The organism is Sphingobacterium spiritivorum ATCC 33861, from assembly GCF_000143765.1.
GTDB lineage: Bacteria > Bacteroidota > Bacteroidia > Sphingobacteriales > Sphingobacteriaceae > Sphingobacterium > Sphingobacterium spiritivorum.
On record NZ_GL379770.1, the window covers coordinates 1,072,516 to 1,089,985 of the forward strand.

Here is a 17,470-nt window from a genome sequence, read left to right on the forward strand (position 1 = left end):
CTTTTATGAAAAGAATATTTGTTTTTGCGCTAACCATTTGTCTGGCAGGACAAACTTATGCACAGAAAAGAACCCGGGATTTTTTGCTTATGTCTCCTTCAGAGAAAGTTGAAACGAGTCTATATAATGCTATTGATGTTATAGATAACCGGGATTTCAAAGAAAATCTGGGTATTATTCAAGTTGGTCTCCTTAATTCAAAAGCGCAGGTCATACCTGAAATTCCTTTGGAGAAACAAATTCAGCAACAATTGGGTTTTCTTGTATCGGGCGAAAAGAGTGACGGGGCACTTACACTTGTAATACAGAAATTTGCTGTTGCCGAACTGACTGGTGCTTTCTCTGAATCAGGCTTTTTTGATTTTAGAGCAAGTTTATTTGTGAAAAACAAAGATAAATCCTATCAAAGGCTGGCTACAATTGATACTGCTCATATTAATAATGGGATGGATGTAACTAAGGGGTTGCTCCGTCATGCCAGTTATATTGTAAGCCATTTTCTGAAAGATAATTTAGGAAAATCGCCGACAGATACCATCCGATATTCTCAATCACAGGTTTTGGATTTTGAAAATATAGAAAAGTCTAAGGTGACTCTTTACAGTAATGGAATTGTTAATGATGGGGTGTATTATGATTATTTACATTTTAGAGATCAGCTACCCCAAGCAAATGTGTCTCTCCTCAATAATGATTTAACGAAGGGGTTTTATTCTCCGGATTCTAATGGAAAACTGAAGCGCCTGAAAGCTAATAGGTGTTATGCTGTCGTTGTTGACGGATTGGCGTATATTTCAAGTGAAGGCACATTCTACCCGCTTTACAAGAATGATAAAGACTATTTTTTTAACGGACTAAGCAGGACGACAGCTTCTGCCAGCAATGTAATTGCCGCTTCTGTTTTATTTGGTGCATTGGGCGCGGCTCTCGCGGCCAATAATACAGAATATTATGTTACTAAAATTGACTTTTACAACGGTAGCTTTATCAAGGTGTCAAAATTATAGTTGATTCGCTGCATGTCCGAGAAGGATGTATTAATACACTAAAAAAAGGATAAGATAGATTTACCTGAAGTACGTTTGCATAATGTGTTCCAGATCTTGCGGAGTATCTACAGCGATGGTCTCGTGGGTTGTGACGGCAGTCTGAATACGGTATCCGTTTTCTACCCAGCGCAGTTGTTCCAGTGATTCCGCCTTTTCAAGAATAGAAACAGGAAGTTTAGTCAGTTCCTGCAGGATATTTTTCCGGTAACCATATATTCCTATATGTTTATAAAATTGATGCGCAGTCAGCCAGTTTTTCTGTTCGGTATTGCGGATAAATGGAATGGTCTGTCGACTGAAATATATAGCTTCACCACTTGCACTCCGCACTACCTTTGGTATATTGACATTCAACAGTTCGGCTTCCGTATGAATTTCTTTAACGAGTGTTGCGATCTGCGTACGTTCATTTTCAAAACAAGAAATCAGTAATTCAATCTGCAAGGGATTTATAAAAGGTTCATCTCCCTGAATATTGATAGCAATATCAAATCCGGAAACTTTTGATATGACTTCTGCACAACGATCCGTACCTGATTCATGTGTATCTGACGTCATAACTACATTGCCAGCAAAGCTACGTACATGCTCCTCAATGCGTATGTCATCAGTAGCGACTACGACTTCATGTAAGCCGGGAGTTTGTTTCACTTGTTCATATACACGTTGAATCATCGATTTACCTGCAATATCGATCAGCGGTTTTCCGGGAAAACGGGAAGAAGCATAGCGTGCAGGAATTATTCCAATAATTTTCATAAATGTATAATGTATTTAAAAGATCAGGAAGTGATTCAGTTTTATTTTTTGTCAATTCCTGATCTTAACTATTTTGCTTTTAAAAAAGTCCGAATAGTTCTGCTTCTATTTTTTGGATAATGAAACCCAGATCTTCCGGATTGCTGGTAAAGTCCAGATTGTCTTTGTCCAGTATCATCACTTTACCATCCTTATAATTATTGATCCATTTGTCATATTTATCGTTTAGCTTCGATAAATAGTCCAGACGGATTGCGGATTCATAGTCACGCCCTCTTCTTTGAATATTATTGACCAGAGTAGGTACAGATGCTTTCAGATAGATCAGCAAATCCGGAGGTTTGATATAATGAATGATACTCTGAAAAATATTACTGTAATTTTCAAAGTCACGTTCACTCATCAGCCCCATATCAAATAAATTTTCAGCAAAGATATAGGCGTCTTCGTATATGGTACGATCCTGTATCATATCTATGCCTTTCTCCTGCAGCTGTACAATATGTCTGAATCTGCTGTTCAGGAAAAAGATCTGCAGATTAAATGCCCAACGTTTCATATCTGCATAGAAATCTTCCAGATAGGGGTTGTTATCTACCGCTTCAAACTGAGGTTCGTATTTGAAATGATTTGCTAAAAGCTGAGTCAGGGTTGTTTTACCTGCTCCTATATTTCCGACAATAGCAATATGCATGTTATTTTTCCTAATTCTTCTTAATAAAACTTTTTAAATCCAATAATCTCACGTACTTCTTTTATCGTTTTTCGCGCAGATTCACCGGCTTTGTCAGCCCCTAATTTGACCACTTTGGAAATGTAATCATTATCTGCAGATATCTCTTCTATTCGTGAGCGTACATCTTCTGTCGCGATGATCATATCTTCCGCCAGTTGTTTTTTGAAGTCTCCATAGCGAATTTCACATTTATTGTACAGGTCATCAAAATGCTGAACTGTAGAAGCCGGAGATACGACCTTCATCAGGTCGAAGAGATTCTGTATAGGCTCAGGTTTTACCTGATTCATTTCTGTTGGTCCGCCATCAGATACGGCACGCATTACTTTTTTACGAATAGCATCAGGTGTATCTGACAGGTATATGCAATTGGCATCTCCGTTGGATTTACCCATTTTACCCTGTCCGTCCAGTCCCGGTACTTTTACCAGTTTATCGGAGTACGAAAAAGCAAATGCTTCCTTGAAATAATCTACCTCATAGAGTCTGTTAAAACGGTTGCCAAAGGTACGTGTCATTTCAAGATGCTGTTCCTGATCCTTTCCTACAGGTACTTTCGTTCCATGATGAATCAGAATATCTGAGGCCATCAATACAGGATAGGTCAGCAAACCTGCATTTACATTGTTCGGATCTGCTCTGACTTTATCTTTGAAAGAAGCAGCACGTTCAAGTTCACCCATATAAGCATTCATGTTCATATACAGATATAATTCTGCCACTTCAGGTACATCTGACTGGATGTATATAGTTGATTTTTCAGGATCGATTCCCGCTGCTAAATATTCTACGACAACCTGTCTCACTGTTTGTTGAAGACCATGAGGAGTAGGGTGAGTCGTTAAAGAGTGTAGATCTGCAATAAAAAAGAAACAATTATACTCGTTTTGCATTTTCACAAAATTGCTTAATGCACCGTAGTAGTTTCCTAGGTGTAATTTTCCGGTACTTCTGATACCGCTAACAACAGTTTCCATATTGATGCGAATTTAGCGATTTTTATTTTGATTTACGTTGTATTTCGTGTCAGGGGTAGAGATTTGTATACTGCTCTTATGCTATAAGCTTTTTTGGATCTGTTTGACCGGAGAAACAAAAAAGGAGAGCTAAATGCTCTCCTTCAGGGGTGATGTTAAAAAGTTGGATCAGGTGGGGTATTCGTATTATTATCTCTTTCCTGAAACGGATAAGGGAAGAAATTGCGTTTACGATCGGCTGTCGGCTGATTAAAACGTCTCATATCTTCTATTTTCAATCCGGAAGCGTAGAGTTCTATACAACGGTGTTTATATATAAGATTTAATACCTGTTGTTGCGTAAAGGTTCCGCTTAGTGCCGGTAATGCGGCTCCCAATCCATATTGTGTATCTGATTCAGGTGTTTTAGTGACAACCTTATTTAATTCGGTCACCGCATCATCTGTATTATTCTGACGTGCCAGTACTTCCGCTTTTATCAGGATCATTTCACCTGGCAGGTAGATCGGGAATGGACTGGTTGTAGCTGTTGCAAATCCTCTCATTCTGATTGTTGAAGGTGAACCATCAAATTTTGTGTAAAATGTAATGCGCTTATCTGCTCCATCCGGAATATTTGCACCTGTCAGACCCAGATTGATGTTTTGAGGCTGAAAGACATTATTGGAAGATATAATGGTAAACAGAATATTTGGAGATATAGCATCAAATTTAAAAAAGGATGGCTTTGTCAGATCTACCAGATTTGCTTCAGTATAAGCAAGCGTGTAGTTTTCTGAGAACAATGCATATCTGGCTTTTAATGCGTGGATGGTATTGATAATATTTACATCCACCGGTACATTATTCAAAAATTCGGTAGATATAGCATTTGCAGCAATGATATTAAGCGCATTATCCAACAAATTGATCGCTTTCGTAAAAGCTGCTTTTCTGTCTATAAATGATACATTTTTACCCGTTCCATCCGGTACATTTTCCCAGTACTGTGCCATATTTCCAATAGCCAGAGCTTTAAAAATACTGGTATAAGCAATAAGACCTGCAGCATATTTTTTGTCACCCAATCTGTCAGCATTCTGCAAGACCAGATCTGCATCATAGACGATTTTGTTGGAACTGGTCCATAGGTTAGCCAGAATCGTATTTGTACCATCCACTGCGTTGCCTCCGGTGCTAAGTTGTAATTCCGGAATATTGCCCGCGTTCAGTAATTGAAATTCATTGGTTACAAATCCATTTGCCGCTACTGAGTTGAAGAGTACACCTGTACGTCCCAATGTATACACTCTTTGCAGGCCTATCGCGACAGCAGTAAGTCCCTGTGAAGTGCCAAGGGCTGTCTCATTACTGGCTCTGGATGGATCTATATATTCTTTGGAACAGGAGGTAACCAGCAATATAAAGCTGAGGCCTATACCAAAAAACTGGCGTGAAGTTATATTTTTAAGTTTTTTCATGATCTTTTTCGTTAAAATAAATTAGAATTTAGTCAATAAGCCTATGCTAAATGTACGTGGAATAGGCACAGCTCCGAAATCAATGTTTCGCAGAATAGTGGATTGTCCTCCGGCGTTAAGTTCAGGATCATATCCTTTATAATTATCCCATGAGATCAGGTTCCGTCCGCTGACATTGATGGTCAGATCCTTAATGTATTTTACTTTTCCTACATTATAGCTTAGTGATACTTCTCTTAATTTGACGAATGATCCGTTGTCAATACGCCATTCTTCGATAGCGTATACTCCGGAAACATAACCACGTGGTAACTCACCTTTCTGTTCCTGCTCAGCTACTTTTCCATTTCCTACACCTTGACGGGTTCTCCAGTCTGCATTCCATACATCTCCTCCTCTTACGGCATCAAGTTGTACATGAAGGCTTAATTTTTTATAACTGATATCATTGACAAAAGAAAAGGTGTAATCCGGATTTGGGTTACCCAGCACTTTACGCAGTGTAGTGCCTGTAGGCATTCCGTTTGCATCACGCTGTGGTGTAAATGTAGTTGCCGAATTCTGAATACCACGTTCGATCATCGGGATACCTGCTGCATTGGTCAATAAACTACCGTCCGGATTGCGGGCGAAGAATGTTCCGTAGAATACCCCAATAGGTTGTCCGTTTATAATGGATACGGGAGCTCCGGAGTTGGTGCTGAATAATCTGAGACCACCTACATCCAAAGCCTCATTTCTATTGCGGCTATAGATAAAGGAAGTATTCCAGTTCCATTTTTCTCCTTTTACAGGTGTTCCGTTCAAAACGACTTCTATACCTTTATTACGGAGTGAACCTATGTTATCCAGTAAATTGGAAAACCCTACTGAAGGAGCAATGACGCTGGCCAGTAAAAGATCATCTACTTTCTTGTTGTACCAGTTGAATTGCAGACCTAAGCGATTTTTGAAAAAGGATAGATCTGTACCCAATTCAAGTTCACGCTGACGCTCAGGTTTAACGTTTTCATTTGCCAGTGTCGCACTGGAGAATAAAGAAGCTCTGCCTAGGAAAGACTGCGTCTCGTAGGCATTGAATCTTGCATAAGCGCCGATCCCTGTCAGGTTGCCGGATTCGCCGTATGCTCCGCGTATTTTGAAAGTATCCCACCAGGATGATACGCCTAATTTTTTCCAGTATTCAGTAGAAGACAGTACATAACTTACACTACCTTTCAAATATTTCTGTGTACGGAAATCTTTTCCGAATACGGACGACTGGTCAATCCGTAAGGCTCCGGTTACAAAGAGGTGATCTCTGTATTTGAAATTTTGCTGAATATATCCACCACTGACCGATAATTCTGTGCGTCCGTCTATTCCCGGAAGCGGAGTTGAAGCTGCATTTACAGTTTCGATGAGCGGAGCAAGTCCCCGGCCACTGATCAGTGCATACTTACTCTTTTCATATTGATAGGAGTAGCCTACCTGTGTTGTGGATGATAGAATATCAGATATTTTGGCTTCATATGTGGCATTCAGTTCGTTGTTAAACTGAAAAGCATTATTGTTTGCTGTACTTGCATATCCATTTAGTGTTCCGTCTAGTGAAGCTCCCCCGCCAAAGAAGTCCGGGTTTACATTATATGCAAACGGTGGAATATAAGTAGTTCCGTTCTGAGCCGAATTGTCTACACCCATTGTGAAATCCAGAGTCAGATTTTTCACGGGAGTTAGTTTCAGGTTGGCATTCGCAATTATACGATCTGTTTCTTGTCTTTGCTTGATATCTTCAATAACTGAAACAGGATTGACACGTCCGCGTTCACCGACAGCCATTAAATTGCCATTTTCATTACGGGCAAATATATCATGGAAATTACCAAGGATTGTCACCGAGTTCATAGGTGAAAAGAAGGAGTTGCCATCTGGTTTTTCATTGGCAGAACTCTTAACATAATTCAATCCCGCACTAAATTTAGCCCAGTCTGTTAGTTTCTGGTCTAAATTTGTTCTGAAATTATATCTTCTGAAATTCGTGTTTCTGATAATTCCCTGATTGGAGAAGTATCCTGCAGAAGTATAATATTTGGTGTTGTCATTTCCACCTGAAATCGAAAGGGTATTATCAGTTCCTGTGGAAGAACGAAAGATGTAGTCCTGATAATTGTAGCGTTGGACAGGAGTAGTAGTCGTTTGCAACGGCGTAGCAATTACATCCTGTGTAAATACATTGGGTGAACCACCGAATTTCACAGGCGATTCATTTACTTCTACCTGTTTACGTAAATGACCTAGGGTCAGACTGGTTCCGAAATTAATTTGCGGAGCTCCGCTTGCACCTCTTTTGGTGAAAATCTGGATGACACCGGCATTGGCTCTGGATCCGTATATAGCAGCGGCTGCAGCACCATTTAATACTTCGATACGCTCTATATCTGCCGGATTGATGTCTACCATTCTGTTTTGTCCGATACTACCTACAAAGTTACCTCCGTCATAGTTGGCGGAAGTATTTGTTACTCTTGTTGTATTATTACTAACAATGACACCATCGATGATGTAAAGGGGCTCAGAAGAAGAATTGACAGAACTGATTCCGCGTAATCTTACACTGATTCCTCCGGCCGGGTCTCCGGAGTTCTGACTAATCTGCGCACCGGCTGTCTTGCCTTGTAAGGAAGCCAGTACATTTCCGCTTGGAGCTTTATTCAGATCATCGCCCTTTACTGAGCTTACATAGCTACCCAATTGTTTTCGAGTCGTTCCTTGTGAAGTACCCGTTACGATAACTTCATCCAGTCCAACGGCATCCGATTGTAGCTGAACAGGTATATTTGTTGAAGTGCCGACCGTTTGTTCCTGTCTGACATAGCCGATATGTGAAAATATTAATACATCACCTTGCTTTGCTTTGACAGAATAATCCCCTTGTTGATTGGTTAGGGTGGCTTCTTTTGTGTTTTTCACACTGACCGATACTCCGGCCACCGGAGTTCCGCCTGACGTAACTTTTCCTGAGACAGTTATTTGCTGCGCTATAGCCTGGGCCAGAAGCAGAAACGTACTTAATAGAAGTAATGCTGATTTCTTCATAATCGAATGTGTTAAAATTGTTAGTTCGTTTTAAAACACGCAAAGTAGCGCATTTTTTATTGTTTAATGTAAATTTGGTTAATTATACTTGATTTTAGAAATAAAAATTTGTTTTTGGATGTAATTATTTATTTTGTTTTTGTAAATATCTGATTTTTAAGTAATTAATTTTTTATTTAGCGGAAATTGTTTATTCTTGTTTTGTTTTCTATCCTATTCTATAAAATTTGAAATCAGCTCATTTTTTAATTTAATTATTTGTTTTACAGAGTTTTGTGTTTTAATTCTGGTATTTTATTTGAACAAAGAAAGTGTGCAACTTATTTCGGTATTATTTATGAATAGCGAAATAAATTGCACTTTATGGGTTAAGAAATATGTAATTGGAATATGCTTTTTTTGAATAAGGATTATTCAGAACGGAGGTTAAAAGCGTAGTTTGCGCATCTGTAACTGCAGTGTATCAAATAGTACAAATTCGTTGTGAAGAGTGGGTAATCCTGTTATTAATTTTAATGCTTCCTGTGCCATCATGCAACCGATAATACCCGGAAGTGTGCCTATTACTCCGTTTTCATCACAATTGGGTACATCTTCTGCAGGAGGGGGTACCGGAAACAGATCTCTCAGGTTTTTCGAACCCTTGTGGTTGAATACAGCGACTTGTCCCTGAAAATTCAATACGCTTCCAAAAATAAGGGGCTTTCCAATTGATACACAGGTATCATTACTAAGATAACGTGTGGCAAAATTATCACTGCCATCAATAATCAGATCATATGCTTCAAAAATTTGAGAAGCATTTGAAGAATCTAATTTTAGGTTATGCGCGATAAACTGAATTCCTGAGTTATGTTGCTGCAGTTTGAGGATAGCTGTTGTTACTTTATCTTTTTTGAGATCACTTTCCGTAAAAAGAATCTGACGGTGCAGATTGTCTTTTTCAATCCGGTCGAAATCAATAATTCCGATGGTACCTACTCCGGCACCTGTCAGGTAGGAGAGTATAGGTGATCCCAGACCTCCTGATCCGACTACCAATATCCGAGCGTTTCGTATTTTTTCCTGACCCTCTATTCCGATTTCCGGAAGCATAATATGTTTCTTGTAGCGTAGTATTTCTTCTCTGGGGAGCATTTGAGTATGTTTAAAAGTAGTATAATCTGTTTAAGTTATCTGAGCAAATGGTATTATGAAAATACAGAATCCCAATCCTTCCATACAGCTTCATAACCTTTGGATCTGATAAGCTGTGCTATATCAGACACAGGTCTTTCATCCGATATTTCAAACTGTTCCAGAGATTGCGGATCGACTGTATATCCTCCGGGATTTGTTTTAGACTCAGCGCTCATAGTCGTGACTCCCAGAGGAATAATGTGATTTCGGAAGTTTTCACTTTCTCTTGTGGAAATAGAAATTTCGAGATCTTCATTCCAGAGGCGGTATGCACAAATTAACTGCACCAGATCCCGGTCGTCCATATGAAAATTGGGTTCACCGATACCGGATGCAGGGCGCAAGCGCGGAAATGATACCGAATACCTGGTTTGCCAATAGGTTTTTTGCAGGTAGTCAATATGGAGGGCGTTAAAAAAACTGTCTACACGCCAGTCTTCCAGGCCTAACAAGACACCAAGCCCTATTTTGTGTATACCTGCCTGACCGATTCTGTCCGGAGTATCCAGTCTGAAATCAAAATTGGATTTTTTGCCTTTCGGGTGGTAGGTTTTGTAAACTTCTTTATGATATGTTTCCTGATATACAAGTACAGCATATACTCCTGCCTGCTGCAGGAGTTGATACTCCCGTAGCGTAAGAGGTTGAACTTCAATGGAAATGTTAGAAAAATAAGACCTGATCTGGTCCATCGCATTCAGAAAGTATAGTAAATTAACTGTATAATTGGCTTCGCCGGTAACCAGCAATACATGGTCAAACCCTTTCTTTTTGAGAAACAACACCTCGCGAATCATTTCCTCATCATTAAGCGTTTTTCTTCTGATCTTATTATCCATGCTAAATCCGCAGTAGGTACAGATATTGTTGCATTCATTGCTAAGGTAGAGCGGAGCGTACAATTGAATGGTTTTACCAAATCTCTTTTTTGTAAGATAGTGGCACTGTGCAGCCATTTCCTCCAGAAAGGGGGCTGCTGCAGGAGAAAGGAGAGTTAAGAAGTCCTGCAGGTTTCTTTTGGATTTGGCTAATACGTGCTTTACCTGTTGTTCACTGGTTGCGTAGATCTTTTCCTTAATTTTGTCCCAGTCGTATTGATCGAAAATCTCTTTAAATTGCGTTGTCATGGCTTTTGATACTAGGTCTCTTGCAGAAAGGAGGTGAAGGGGCTAGAAGCATAGCTTTGTTGTGTCACGGGAGGAAGTTTGGCCAGATAAGCTGTTCTTCCGGCCTGTACAGCAAGTTTGAAGGCAGAGGCCATGGCCATAGGGTCATCAGCTGCGGCAATTGCGGTATTCACGAGCACTGCAGCGGCACCTAGTTCCATCGCTTTGGCTGCATCAGAGGGAGCACCTATACCTGCATCTATAATTACCGGTACGGAGCTTTGTTCGATGATGATTTCCAGGAAATCAATGGTCCGGAGTCCCTTATTGCTGCCGATTGGTGATCCCAAAGGCATGACAGTCTGTGTGCCTACATCTTCCAGCCGTTTGCAAAGTACGGGATCGGCATGTATATAAGGCATGACAATGAATCCCAGTTGCACCAGTTCTTCGGCAGCTTTGAGTGTTTCTATAGGATCAGGTAACAGATATTTGGGATCCGGATGAATTTCCAGTTTGACCCAGTTGGTTTCTAAGGCTTCACGGGCAAGTTGTGCGGCTAATACGGCTTCTTTTGCCGTGCGTGCCCCGGAGGTATTGGGTAATAAGTGGATATGAGGATGCTGTAAATGGCGGATAAGGTGATCCTGTTCGTCATTGGTATTGATACGTTTCAGTGCAACAGTTACTAACTCGCTTTCGGAGGCTGACACCGCCTTTTCCAGTAATTCTCCCGAACCGAATTTTCCTGTTCCAACAAATAAACGAGAATGAAAGCTGCGGTTGGCAATAGTAAGATTATCCATAAAATTCATGATTGATGTGTTGAATGATTGATTGCGTGCTGACGGACTGAGTCAGCAAGGAAGAGACTGCCACACCGTAGATACCGATATGCTGCAGTTGAAGAATATCCTCCTGCTTTACACCTCCGATAGCATAGATAGGAGGGTGATGCTGATCTTCCTTTTGTATCTCCTGTATAATGTTTTGATATCCTTCATAGCCAAGAACCGGGCTTAGATTCTGCTTGGAGGAAGTGAATCGTAGTGGACCAAGACCTATATAGTCACAGTTTTCAGCAATACGCTGACGTACATGTTCTACTGTATTGGCTGTGCCGCCGATAATTTTTCCGGCTCCGAGAAAATTACGGGCTTGTTGTATAGAAAGATCTGTCAGTCCCAAATGTACGCCGTCACTGTTGACCTTGTAGGCTACGGAAACATGGTCATTGATAATATAGGTAAAGTCGAATTTTTCTTTTAATTCACCAACCTGAAAAGCAAGATCTATCAATGCGGTTTTGGGTGCATTTTTCCAGCGTAGCTGTATCCAGTCGCCTTTATTTTCCAGGACTTTTCTGATATTATTGAGTTGTTCATTTACCGTATTTCCGGTAGAAATATATTGTAATCTACTGTACATATGATGTCGTTTGAGAAATAGAAAGGCATTTATCTGCAGCAAACAGAGGATCAGGATGTTTCCAGATATAACCACACAGAGCGATGTCATCGTATCCCATTGCTTTTAATTCGGATATATTGTATTCTGTAATGCCGCCTAAGGCAATCATTCTGCAGTTGAAGTTGGTTCTGTGCTGTATATTGTGACTTTTGAAGTCTGCAGTTGCCTGATATCCTACTTTTGAAATACTTGGATATACGGGACTGATAAAGGCATAGGAGATACGTGTATCCAGACTGTTGAACTCATTGATCTGGTGTGTAGATGCGGACAGAATGAGGTCTGTCTGTGATTGTTCTATATCTTTTATCCTATCCCCTGAAAGATGAAACCTTCTTATTCCTGCCTTTAACGCAGTTTCTTTATGATAATGTAATACAATGAACGGATAGAGATGTTTATCTATATCTTCCAGTATAGGGGTTATATCATCTTTTGCTGCCGATGGCAAACGAAGATGATATAGCAGTGCATCAGACCATGGAATCGCGTGTATGAGTTTGATATGCTGCGGAGTAATGGTATCCGGTGATATTATAATCATATTTTTCAGAGATAAAGTTGTTTGCCGTTATCGATAAATTCCTGTGATTTCTCCAGCAGTCCCTGTTCTGTCGCTTCCCGGATTTCCTGTGTAATTTTCATGGAACAGAATTTAGGTCCGCACATTGAGCAGAAATGAGCAACTTTAGCTCCGTCTGCCGGAAGTGTTTCATCATGAAATTCTCTTGCGGTATCCGGATCCAGAGAAAGATTAAACTGATCTTCCCAGCGAAATTCAAAACGCGCCTTACTCAGTGCGTTATCTCTGTACTGTGCTCCCGGATGGCCTTTCGCCAGATCGGCAGCATGTGCAGCGAGTTTGTAGGTAATGACGCCGTCTTTGACGTCTTTTTTATTCGGCAGTCCCAGATGTTCCTTGGGCGTCACATAACATAGCATGGCACAGCCAAACCATCCTATCATCGCTGCCCCGATAGCGGATGTGATATGATCATATCCCGGTGCGATATCTGTTGTAAGCGGTCCAAGCGTGTAGAAAGGTGCTTCTTGGCATTCCTGCAATTGCTTGTCCATGTTTTCTTTGATAAGGTGCATAGGGACATGTCCCGGACCTTCGATCATGACTTGTACATCATGTTTCCAGGCGATATGTGTTAGTTCACCCAGGGTCTCGAGTTCGGCAAACTGTGCCGCATCATTAGCATCTGCTATTGCACCCGGGCGTAATCCGTCTCCAAGGGAGAACGCCACATCATAGGCTTTCATAATTTCGCAGATTTTTTCAAAATGGGTGTATAAAAAATTTTCCTTATGATGGAAAAGACACCACTTAGCCATAATTGACCCTCCGCGGGATACGATTCCGGTGACCCTTCTGGCGGTGAGGTGTATGTAGCGGAGCAGTACACCGGCATGTATGGTAAAGTAAGATACGCCTTGTTCGGCCTGTTCGATAAGGGTATCCCGAAAAATTTCCCATGTAAGGTTTTCGGCTATACCGTTTACTTTTTCCAGGGCCTGATAAATCGGCACAGTACCAATAGGTACAGGTGAATTGCGTATAATCCATTCCCGTGTTTCATGGATATTCTGTCCTGTTGAAAGATCCATTATTGTATCTGCTCCCCACCGGCATGCCCATACTGCTTTCTCAACTTCTTCTTCGATACTGGAGGTGACTACGCTGTTGCCTATATTGGCATTAATCTTAACCAAAAAATTTCTCCCGATGATCATAGGTTCACTTTCGGGGTGATTGATATTATTGGGGATAATGGCTCTGCCCGCCGCAATCTCGTCACGGACAAATTCGGGTGTAATCTTTCCTGCAGGTGTATTGGCTCCGAATGAATATCCCTTGTGCTGATGTTCCATACCTGCTGTAGCTTGTTGTAACTGTTCGATTTTTTGATTTTCACGAATGGCTACATATTCCATTTCGGCAGTGATTATCCCTTTACGGGCATAATGCAGTTGTGTTACATTTTTGTTGTTTATTGCTTTTTTTGGCTGATGAGCGTATTCAAAGCGCAGTGAATCGAGTTTAGGATCTTGTTTTCTGCGGATACCGTACTCTGAACTTATTCCGGACAGTATTTCTACATCCTGTCTGTCCAGTATCCATTGTTCACGTATTCGGGGCAAGCCTTTACGGACGTCTATCACTGCATTTACATCGGTATATGGACCCGAAGTGTCGTAAATAGTAATCGGAGGATTATGCTGTACACGTCCGTTAGCGAGTTTGGTATCACTTAAGTTTATACGGCGCATGGCTACCTTTACAGGATGGAGCTGACCTTCTACAAATACCTTTTCGGAATTAGGAAAGGGAGTGGCTGAGATGCTGTGTTGATCTTTCATGTTTTGTGGAATGATACGGTGATTAATTAACCTCCCTGAGCGGCAGTGAAGATGAGAATGTTGTCATTGGATAGAATAGCATGACCGGTCCATTGATCTTTTGGGATGACCTGATCATTGATAGCTACAGCAATACCAGTCTGCTTATACGGAATTTCCTGATCCAGCAATTGCTTTAATGTAAGTGAAGATAGAAGAGGTTTGGTCTGACCATTGAGGGTAAAGTTCATATTCCTAAAGTTTTAAATGATAAATTTATACTTTAGGAATGGCTACGGTGTGTACAGGTACACAGGTCAGTCATCTACTTTTCCCTACGCTAGTATGAACTAGATCAGGTTCAAAGGGTAATTCTCAGCCTGCTTTCGCAGACACCCCTAAAGTATTACAAACATATGGATTTTTATCAGATAAAAAAATCCATATGCATATTTTAAGTTTTAATAATTAGTTGAGTTTTTTAGCTTCGTTCCAGTAGACATCCATTTCTGCTAAGGACATTTCCTGCAGTTTCTGGTTGTTTTCGGACGCTTTTTCTTCCAGGTATGTAAAGCGTTTTATGAATTTTTTGTTTGTCCGTTCCAAGGCATTTTCCGGATTGATACCCACGTGGCGGGCATAATTGATCAGTGAAAATAGTAAATCTCCGAATTCGCCTTCGGCTTTTTCAGCATCAATGGGTTCTCCGTTATCGATGTTAAATTCCGCTTTAAATTCGGCCAGTTCTTCCTCAACTTTTTCCCAGACTTGTTTTTTATCCTCCCAGTCAAATCCCACACCTCTCACTTTATCCTGTATACGATACGCTTTTACCAATGCAGGCAATCCCTTGGGTACACCAGAGAGTACCGATGTATTACCTTCTTTTAATTTGATCGCTTCCCAGTTAGATTTCACCTGCTCGTCATCTTCTACGTTTGTATCTCCATAGATATGCGGATGGCGGTTAATCAATTTGTCACAGACGGCATTGAGTACATCCACCAGTGTAAACCTGTTTTGTTCTTCTGCTATACGGGCATAGAATACGAGATGCATCATGACATCTCCCAATTCCTTTTTGATTTCGGGATAATCTTCATCCAGAATAGCATCAGTAAGTTCGTACATTTCTTCAATGGTAAGGTGTCTCAGAGATTCCATTGTCTGTTTCTTATCCCAGGGGCATTCAACCCTTAAAGTATACAGGACATCGAGTAAACGTTGGAAGGCCGTAGCAGGACTGTGTTGCGGAGCAGGAGGAATATGTGCCATAGACTAAAAATATAGGCTAAAGTTACGGATATTGTTGGGGAGAGCAGTAATGATTGTAGAATTTTAAACGAATTATACAAACAAATATGCGTTATGGAAAGTTATTATGAAGGTGTTTTTTTTTGATAATTGTCAATGTTTACAACGCCATATTTCCCGAAGTTTGTTCCCGTTATTACACATTGAATATTCTGTATGACCATTTCTAATTTGTTAAAAAAGATTACGCCATTTGCCAAACCGTATAAAAATCTTATTATTTATACACTCATACTGACTGTTATAGGTTCTTTTGCGGCGCAGGTCAATGCTTTCATTCTTAAGTATACAGTAGACTCTATCAGTAATCTGCTGGTCGCTAAACAGTCTTTATCCAAAGGTCTTTATCTGCTGACTGTTATTTCAATTATTTTATTACTAAAGGAAATAATTTATTCCTGCGTGCAGTTCGGACAAAAATTTTATGGTGAAAAGTTGAGGATCTATATTGCAAGAGATTTTGCACAATTGATTGTGGAGAAGATACTCAGCTACCGTATGGCCTTTTATACTTCTTCCAAAAATGAATCTGGGAAGTTGCAGACACGGATAGATTCGGGAATCAGCAGTCTGACACGTCTGGTTCAGAATTTCTTTATTGATATATTACCTTTATTCGCAAATGCTATCGTGGCTCTTGCCTGTATGTTTGCTGCTAATTTCTATGTCGGACTGGTAGGGCTATTGATCGTGCCGATTTATTTTTACGTAAGTCAGGTACAGGCAAACCGGTTGAGTGGTTTTCGGCGTAATATGCGCAGATACCGGGAGAATAAGAGTAATCAGATTATCAACCTTATAGATTCCATTAATGTTATCAAGTCGTTTGTCAGAGAGCGACTGGAAGCAGAGCGTCATGAAAAGATTCAGTATGAAATGACAGAAAATCAGATGGCAACCCGAAAAACGAGCTTTTTGTTTGATAGTATCAAGAGTTTTATAGAGCAGATCGGAATCGTGATTGTTATTATTCTGACGGCTTATTTTGTATTAGAGGGACAGATGACCCTTGGGGCCATTATGTTTCATGTGCTGTTGTTTAATAATGTGTCTGCGCCGATCAGACAGTTGCATCGTATTTATGATGAGGTAAATGATGCATTGATCTATTCGGAAAGTTTCTTTGAAATTCTGGAATCTGATGAAGAGATTGAGCAGTCCGGCAAATATCGTCCTGCACGTATTCAAGGTTTGATAGAACTTAAAGATGTATCATTTGAATACCCTAATGGAACAAAAGCGTTGAAAAATATACATATGACTATCCGTCCGAATGATATTACAGCTCTTGTCGGATTGAGCGGCGCCGGGAAAAGTACGGTTATCAATCTGATGGATAAATTTTATGAGCCATCTTCAGGTCAGATTTTACTGGATGGTGTGGATCTGGCTGAATATGATACCGCTTTTCTGCGTGAGAATATTGGTCTGGTCTTGCAACGCAATCATATTTTTAAAGGATCGGTTGCGGAGAATATCCGCTATGGTAAACCTGATGCGACTATGGAAGAAGTGGTATATGCTGCAAAACAGGCATATATTCATGATCAGATACTGGAATTGCCTGACGGATATGAGTCTGAAGCTCATCTGATGTCCGGAGGTCAGCAGCAAAGGATAGCTATTGCGCGTCTCTTTCTCAAAAATCCCCCGATTATTTTTCTGGATGAGCCGACGGCAAATCTGGATGCTATTGCTACTGAACAGATAAAAAACAGTCTGGATGCTATCAAGGTGGGGCGTACGGTGATTATTGTATCTCATAGTATCTCGCAGATTATAGATGCTTCTCACATAATCGTGATGGAGAAGGGACAGGTCATGGAAGACGGTACACATGAGAAATTATATGAGCTGAAGGGAACGTATTATAAAATCTTTATGGCGATGGCAAATAGTCTGAATATCGATAAAATAACAAACTCTATACGGGAATAGATTGTTATGTAATACGGAGAACAGAATGAACTGTTCGGAATAAATAAAGTAATATACT

General features: G+C 40.4%; 15 protein-coding genes and 1 riboswitch. Of the genes, 2 read left to right on the top strand and 13 right to left on the bottom strand.

All coding sequences use genetic code 11. The features are described 5' to 3' along the window. Positions 1-5: 5 nt before the first annotated feature. Positions 6-1,007, top strand: a complete 1,002-nt coding sequence (locus HMPREF0766_RS04635; RefSeq protein ID WP_002994150.1) for a hypothetical protein — start codon at positions 6-8, stop codon at positions 1,005-1,007. A 60-nt stretch (positions 1,008-1,067) separates the two neighbouring features. On the opposite strand, the gene kdsB is transcribed toward HMPREF0766_RS04635, so the two are convergent. From kdsB to mazG, 13 genes are all read right to left on the bottom strand, one after another. Further along, positions 1,068-1,808 carry a 3-deoxy-manno-octulosonate cytidylyltransferase gene (gene kdsB, locus HMPREF0766_RS04640; protein WP_002994153.1) on the bottom strand — a complete coding sequence of 247 codons (741 nt, stop codon included), beginning with the start codon at positions 1,806-1,808 and terminating at the stop codon, positions 1,068-1,070. A 79-nt stretch (positions 1,809-1,887) separates the two neighbouring features. After that, the gene (locus HMPREF0766_RS04645; RefSeq protein ID WP_002994156.1) at positions 1,888-2,502 is read right to left on the bottom strand and encodes a deoxynucleoside kinase; all 615 of its coding nucleotides are present in this window, start codon (positions 2,500-2,502) and stop codon (positions 1,888-1,890) included. 20 nt (positions 2,503-2,522) lie between these two features. Next, positions 2,523-3,521 carry a tryptophan--tRNA ligase gene (trpS, locus tag HMPREF0766_RS04650; protein WP_002994158.1) on the bottom strand — a complete coding sequence of 333 codons (999 nt, stop codon included), beginning with the start codon at positions 3,519-3,521 and terminating at the stop codon, positions 2,523-2,525. A gap of 155 nt (positions 3,522-3,676) precedes the next feature. Continuing rightward, entirely contained in the window at positions 3,677-4,981 is a 1,305-nt protein-coding gene (locus tag HMPREF0766_RS04655; protein WP_002994160.1) for a RagB/SusD family nutrient uptake outer membrane protein, read from the bottom strand. Positions 4,982-5,002: 21 nt separating this feature from the next. Next, positions 5,003-8,059, bottom strand: coding sequence for a SusC/RagA family TonB-linked outer membrane protein (locus HMPREF0766_RS04660; protein WP_002994162.1), 3,057 nt, complete (start codon positions 8,057-8,059; stop codon positions 5,003-5,005). A gap of 426 nt (positions 8,060-8,485) precedes the next feature. Then, positions 8,486-9,196 (bottom strand): HesA/MoeB/ThiF family protein, encoded by a 711-nt coding sequence (locus HMPREF0766_RS04665; RefSeq protein ID WP_002994164.1) that lies wholly within the window; start codon positions 9,194-9,196, stop codon positions 8,486-8,488. A gap of 53 nt (positions 9,197-9,249) precedes the next feature. After that, positions 9,250-10,365, bottom strand: a complete 1,116-nt coding sequence (gene thiH, locus HMPREF0766_RS04670) for a 2-iminoacetate synthase ThiH (RefSeq protein WP_002994166.1) — start codon at positions 10,363-10,365, stop codon at positions 9,250-9,252. An 11-nt stretch (positions 10,366-10,376) separates the two neighbouring features. Continuing rightward, positions 10,377-11,159 (bottom strand): thiazole synthase, encoded by a 783-nt coding sequence (locus HMPREF0766_RS04675; RefSeq protein ID WP_002994168.1) that lies wholly within the window; start codon positions 11,157-11,159, stop codon positions 10,377-10,379. Continuing rightward, positions 11,143-11,772 carry a thiamine phosphate synthase gene (locus HMPREF0766_RS04680; protein ID WP_002994171.1) on the bottom strand — a complete coding sequence of 210 codons (630 nt, stop codon included), beginning with the start codon at positions 11,770-11,772 and terminating at the stop codon, positions 11,143-11,145. The genes HMPREF0766_RS04675 and HMPREF0766_RS04680 overlap by 17 nt, the downstream gene beginning before the upstream one ends. Next, positions 11,762-12,358 carry a thiamine phosphate synthase gene (locus tag HMPREF0766_RS04685; RefSeq protein ID WP_002994174.1) on the bottom strand — a complete coding sequence of 199 codons (597 nt, stop codon included), beginning with the start codon at positions 12,356-12,358 and terminating at the stop codon, positions 11,762-11,764. Before HMPREF0766_RS04685 ends, HMPREF0766_RS04680 begins: the two co-directional genes overlap by 11 nt. A 5-nt stretch (positions 12,359-12,363) precedes the next feature. Beyond that, positions 12,364-14,181: a phosphomethylpyrimidine synthase ThiC gene (thiC, locus tag HMPREF0766_RS04690; RefSeq protein WP_002994178.1), complete on the bottom strand. Its 1,818-nt coding sequence runs from the start codon at positions 14,179-14,181 to the stop codon at positions 12,364-12,366. 26 nt (positions 14,182-14,207) lie between these two features. After that, entirely contained in the window at positions 14,208-14,411 is a 204-nt protein-coding gene (thiS, locus tag HMPREF0766_RS04695; RefSeq protein WP_002994180.1) for a sulfur carrier protein ThiS, read from the bottom strand. A gap of 64 nt (positions 14,412-14,475) precedes the next feature. Next, positions 14,476-14,570, bottom strand: a riboswitch (TPP riboswitch). A gap of 58 nt (positions 14,571-14,628) precedes the next feature. Further along, positions 14,629-15,435 (bottom strand): nucleoside triphosphate pyrophosphohydrolase, encoded by an 807-nt coding sequence (mazG, locus tag HMPREF0766_RS04700; RefSeq protein WP_002994183.1) that lies wholly within the window; start codon positions 15,433-15,435, stop codon positions 14,629-14,631. A gap of 195 nt (positions 15,436-15,630) precedes the next feature. On the opposite strand from mazG, the gene HMPREF0766_RS04705 reads away from it, so the two are divergent. Beyond that, positions 15,631-17,412, top strand: coding sequence for an ABC transporter ATP-binding protein (locus HMPREF0766_RS04705; protein ID WP_002994186.1), 1,782 nt, complete (start codon positions 15,631-15,633; stop codon positions 17,410-17,412). Positions 17,413-17,470: the final 58 nt, after the last annotated feature.

Excerpts from the sequence above, each read along its gene's own strand:
- mazG (WP_002994183.1), bottom strand. The coding sequence starts at position 15,435 with ATGGCACATATTCCTCCTGCTCCGCAACACAGTCCTGCTACGGCCTTC.
- HMPREF0766_RS04680 (WP_002994171.1), bottom strand. The coding sequence starts at position 11,772 with ATGTACAGTAGATTACAATATATTTCTACCGGAAATACGGTAAATGAA.
- kdsB (WP_002994153.1), bottom strand. The coding sequence starts at position 1,808 with ATGAAAATTATTGGAATAATTCCTGCACGCTATGCTTCTTCCCGTTTT.
- thiC (WP_002994178.1), bottom strand. The coding sequence starts at position 14,181 with ATGAAAGATCAACACAGCATCTCAGCCACTCCCTTTCCTAATTCCGAA.
- HMPREF0766_RS04655 (WP_002994160.1), bottom strand. The coding sequence starts at position 4,981 with ATGAAAAAACTTAAAAATATAACTTCACGCCAGTTTTTTGGTATAGGC.
- HMPREF0766_RS04675 (WP_002994168.1), bottom strand. The coding sequence starts at position 11,159 with ATGAATTTTATGGATAATCTTACTATTGCCAACCGCAGCTTTCATTCT.
- trpS (WP_002994158.1), bottom strand. The coding sequence starts at position 3,521 with ATGGAAACTGTTGTTAGCGGTATCAGAAGTACCGGAAAATTACACCTA.
- HMPREF0766_RS04635 (WP_002994150.1), top strand. The coding sequence starts at position 6 with ATGAAAAGAATATTTGTTTTTGCGCTAACCATTTGTCTGGCAGGACAA.
- HMPREF0766_RS04660 (WP_002994162.1), bottom strand. The coding sequence starts at position 8,059 with ATGAAGAAATCAGCATTACTTCTATTAAGTACGTTTCTGCTTCTGGCC.
- thiS (WP_002994180.1), bottom strand. The coding sequence starts at position 14,411 with ATGAACTTTACCCTCAATGGTCAGACCAAACCTCTTCTATCTTCACTT.
- HMPREF0766_RS04685 (WP_002994174.1), bottom strand. The coding sequence starts at position 12,358 with ATGATTATAATATCACCGGATACCATTACTCCGCAGCATATCAAACTC.
- thiH (WP_002994166.1), bottom strand. The coding sequence starts at position 10,365 with ATGACAACGCAATTTAAAGAGATTTTCGATCAATACGACTGGGACAAA.
- HMPREF0766_RS04705 (WP_002994186.1), top strand. The coding sequence starts at position 15,631 with ATGACCATTTCTAATTTGTTAAAAAAGATTACGCCATTTGCCAAACCG.
- HMPREF0766_RS04665 (WP_002994164.1), bottom strand. The coding sequence starts at position 9,196 with ATGCTCCCCAGAGAAGAAATACTACGCTACAAGAAACATATTATGCTT.
- HMPREF0766_RS04645 (WP_002994156.1), bottom strand. The coding sequence starts at position 2,502 with ATGCATATTGCTATTGTCGGAAATATAGGAGCAGGTAAAACAACCCTG.